3 protein-coding genes are annotated in these 3204 nt (G+C 56.6%); all 3 read right to left on the bottom strand.

Annotated elements, in window-relative coordinates; translation table 11 throughout:
• Nucleotides 1-708 (bottom strand): radical SAM protein (locus MVK46_RS02595; protein WP_297535068.1); only part of this gene is annotated, 708 nt, incomplete at its 3' end.
• Nucleotides 709-804: 96 nt separating this feature from the next.
• Nucleotides 805-1800: a cytochrome d ubiquinol oxidase subunit II gene (gene cydB / locus MVK46_RS02590; protein ID WP_297535067.1), complete on the bottom strand. Its 996-nt coding sequence runs from the start codon at nucleotides 1798-1800 to the stop codon at nucleotides 805-807.
• On the bottom strand, nucleotides 1800-3204 hold a 1405-nt coding region (locus MVK46_RS02585), incomplete at its 5' end, for a cytochrome ubiquinol oxidase subunit I (RefSeq protein ID WP_297535066.1). The genes MVK46_RS02585 and cydB, both read right to left, overlap by 1 nt.

Raw genomic sequence — 3204 nt, 5'->3', positions numbered from 1 at the left:
TCTAAACATCGGGCCCTCGGTGGTCCTCACGAGGAGGTGCTTCGAGGCCTCGTAAAGGAAGTGCGTGACGTCCTCCCACTCCTCCGGCCTTAGGTCGCTCTCGAAGTTGCCCCTCCCGGTCGGAACGAGGTAGAAGACCTCCCAGATTTCGACGCCGAGGTCTTTAAGCAGTTTCACCATCTCGGGCAGTCCTTCAACGGTCTCGCGCATCACAACCGTGTTCACCTGAACGCTTAGGCCCCTCCCTAGGAACTCCTTAATCGCCCAGACGGTTTTCTCCCACGTCCCTTCTATCCCCCTGATTGCGTCGTGGACATCTGGAAAAGGACTGTCGAGGCTTATGCTTACCGCCTTAACCCCGCTCTCCGCGATTCTCTCGATTGTTTCTTCGGTCAGGAGAGGTGTTACTGCCGGGGCGAGACCAACGCGAATGCCCTTCTCAACAGCGTACTCAATCAGCTCGAAGATGTCCTTCCTCATGAGCGGGTCGCCGCCGGTGAGTATGAGTATCGGGTAGGGCCTTCCGAAGTCGGTGAGGGAATCGATGAGAGCCTTTCCCTCCTCCGTGCTCAGCTCGCCCGGCAGTGCCTGAAGTATCGCTTCCGCTCTGCAGTGCTTGCACTTGAGCTGGCAGGCTTTGGTGGTTTCCCAGAAGACGAGGACCGGCTTCCGGTCGTAGGGCCAGCCGGTAGATTTGCCTCTGTGCATTTCGACCACCGTCTTTAGTTTCCAAAAAGAACTTTAATGTAACGAATTATAAACTTTTCCCTAAAAAAGTTCGAATGTCGAAAGAAGAAAAGAGAACTAATAGTAGCCCTCGGCCTCGGTGACCTTTCCGCCGAACATCTTGTAGACGTAGAGGGTGTAGGTCATGATGATTACCGCCAGGATTACCGAGACTCCGAGGACCGCCTGGAGCGTCAGCGGAGACGCCGCGAGCAGGTGTATGCTGAGCTTGAAGTTCGGGTCGATGGTGGAGATGACCCAGTATGGGTACATGCTGTAGTAAACCAGGAAGACCACCAGCGGGAAGGCCAGCCAGCTGATGTAGAACGCTATCCTGTCGACGCCCTTCTTGATTAGGTATGCGTCTATCAGAGCCGCTATTAGTATAACCAGGGTCAGTCCAAGACCGAGGGGCGTTGTCAGCCTCTCGAACCTCAGAGGCGCCCAGATTTTCATGCCAACTACCGTCAGGAGCAGGAAGACCACGGTAAGCACCCAGAAGGTGAGGGCGTACTTCCTCATCTTTTCCTGAAGCTTTCCCGTGGTCTTGTAGGCACCCCAGTTGGCTCCGTGCCACATCGTGGCGAAGAGAACGAACAGGCCTACGATGAGGGGGTACGGCCTGAAGAGCGTCAGCAGTGAGCCGTGGAAGCCCTTGGCGTCTATCGGAATCCCCATGATGAGGTTTCCGATGACCACTCCGAGGACGAGGGGAATCAGCGCGCTGACGAGGGCGAAGAGCTTGTCCCAGAGGTCCTTGTTCCTGTTTCTGAACTCGAAGCCGACAGCTCTGAATATGAACAGGAACGCGAGCAACCAGATTGCGAGGTAGAACGTGCTGAAGAGCGTCGCGTAGAGCGCTGGCCACATCGCAAACATGCCGGCTCCCCAGGAGATGAACCAGACCTCGTTGCCGTCCCACACGGGGGCCATGGTGTTCACGAGCACGTCCCTGTCCCTCTGGTCTCTGATGAACGCCAGGAGGGCTCCTAAGCCGAGGTCAAAGCCGTCAAAGGCCAGGTACATTCCAAGGAGGAACGCGGAAAAGTAAAACCAGGCTGTCGCGTAGTCCATCACCTACCACCCCCTGCAACGCTGACAACAGGAGTGGGTTTTGATGTAACGTCGCCCTCAACCGGCTCGGGTCCCTCCCTGATGAGCTTCTTTACGAAGTGGAGCCAGATGTAGAACAGCACGCTGTAAACGACGACGAAGGCTATGAGAGTTAAGAGCACGCTTCCGGCTGAGACGTTCGGTGAGACGCCGTTGTTTACCGTGACCATGCCCCAGACCATCCAAGGCTGCCTTCCGACCTCGTGGGTGAACCAGCCGGCCTCACTAGCGAGCCACGGAAGCGGAACCGTGACCACGAGCACCTTGAGGAACCATCTTGCATCGTAGAGCTTGCCGAGCAGGAGGAGCAGAACCCCGATGAGGCCTATCAGGATGAACAACGTTCCAAGGCCGACCATGACGCGGTAGGCGTAGAACATGAAGGCCACAGGCAGGGCATCCTCAAGGACTTTGACCATCTGCTCGTTGGCGTTCGGGGAGTTGGGGTTTATTCCGTATGCCCTCATGATGCTGTCAATGACCTGCTTTTTGACCTGCTCGTTGGCGTAGTTCGGGTTGTTGAGAACCTGCTGGTACCAGACGTATCTGGCCGCGTCATTGAGGCCGAGCACCTGGGCGTTCCAGTCACCGAAGGCAAGCCAGCTCAGGAGTTTGGGAATCTCTATCGCGTATTTAACCTGCTGGTCCTTCTCGTCAACGATTCCGAAGATGACCATGGGCGCACCCTTCTCGGTGTGGAAGAGGCCCTCGTCGGCGGCAAGCTTCGTCGGCTGGTACTCGGCTATGACCATGCCCTCAACGTGGCCCGTCGGGTAGAGCTGGATTACCGAGCTTACCGCGAGAACGACTATGCCGAGGGCGAGTGCGCTCCTAGCGACCTGAACGTGCCTCTTCTTGATGAGGTAGTACGCGCTGACTGCCACAACAATGTAGGCACCGGTTATTATCGCCGCGTTGATTGTGTGGGTGTACTGGCTAACCAAGAGCGGGTTGAAGACGGCCTTCATGAAGCTCGTCAGCTCGGCCCTCGGACCGAGGGGGGTGTCCCTGATGATGTATCCGGTTGGGGTCTGCTGCCAGCTGTTGGCGATGAGAATCCACAGGCCAGAGAGGCTCGAACCGAGGAACACAAAGAACGAGGAAATCCATGTTATTACCCTTGGAAGTCTGTCCATACCGAAGAGGAGCACACCGAGGAACGTTGACTCGAGCGCGAAGGCAAAGAGGCCTTCGAGCATCAGCGGGGGACCGAAGATTGAGCCGACGAACATTGAATACTGCGACCAGTTGGCGCCGAACTCGAACTCCATGACGATTCCCGTCGGGACCCCAAGGACGAAGAAAACTCCAAGCCACTTGGTGAAGAACTTTGCCGCCTTGTGCCACTGCTCCTCGTTAGATATC

The sequence above is a fragment of the Thermococcus sp. genome (genome assembly GCF_027066465.1).
GTDB lineage: Archaea > Methanobacteriota_B > Thermococci > Thermococcales > Thermococcaceae > Thermococcus.
Note: the sequence above shows the minus strand (reverse complement) of the source record. Positions and strands in the feature narration are given on the sequence as shown.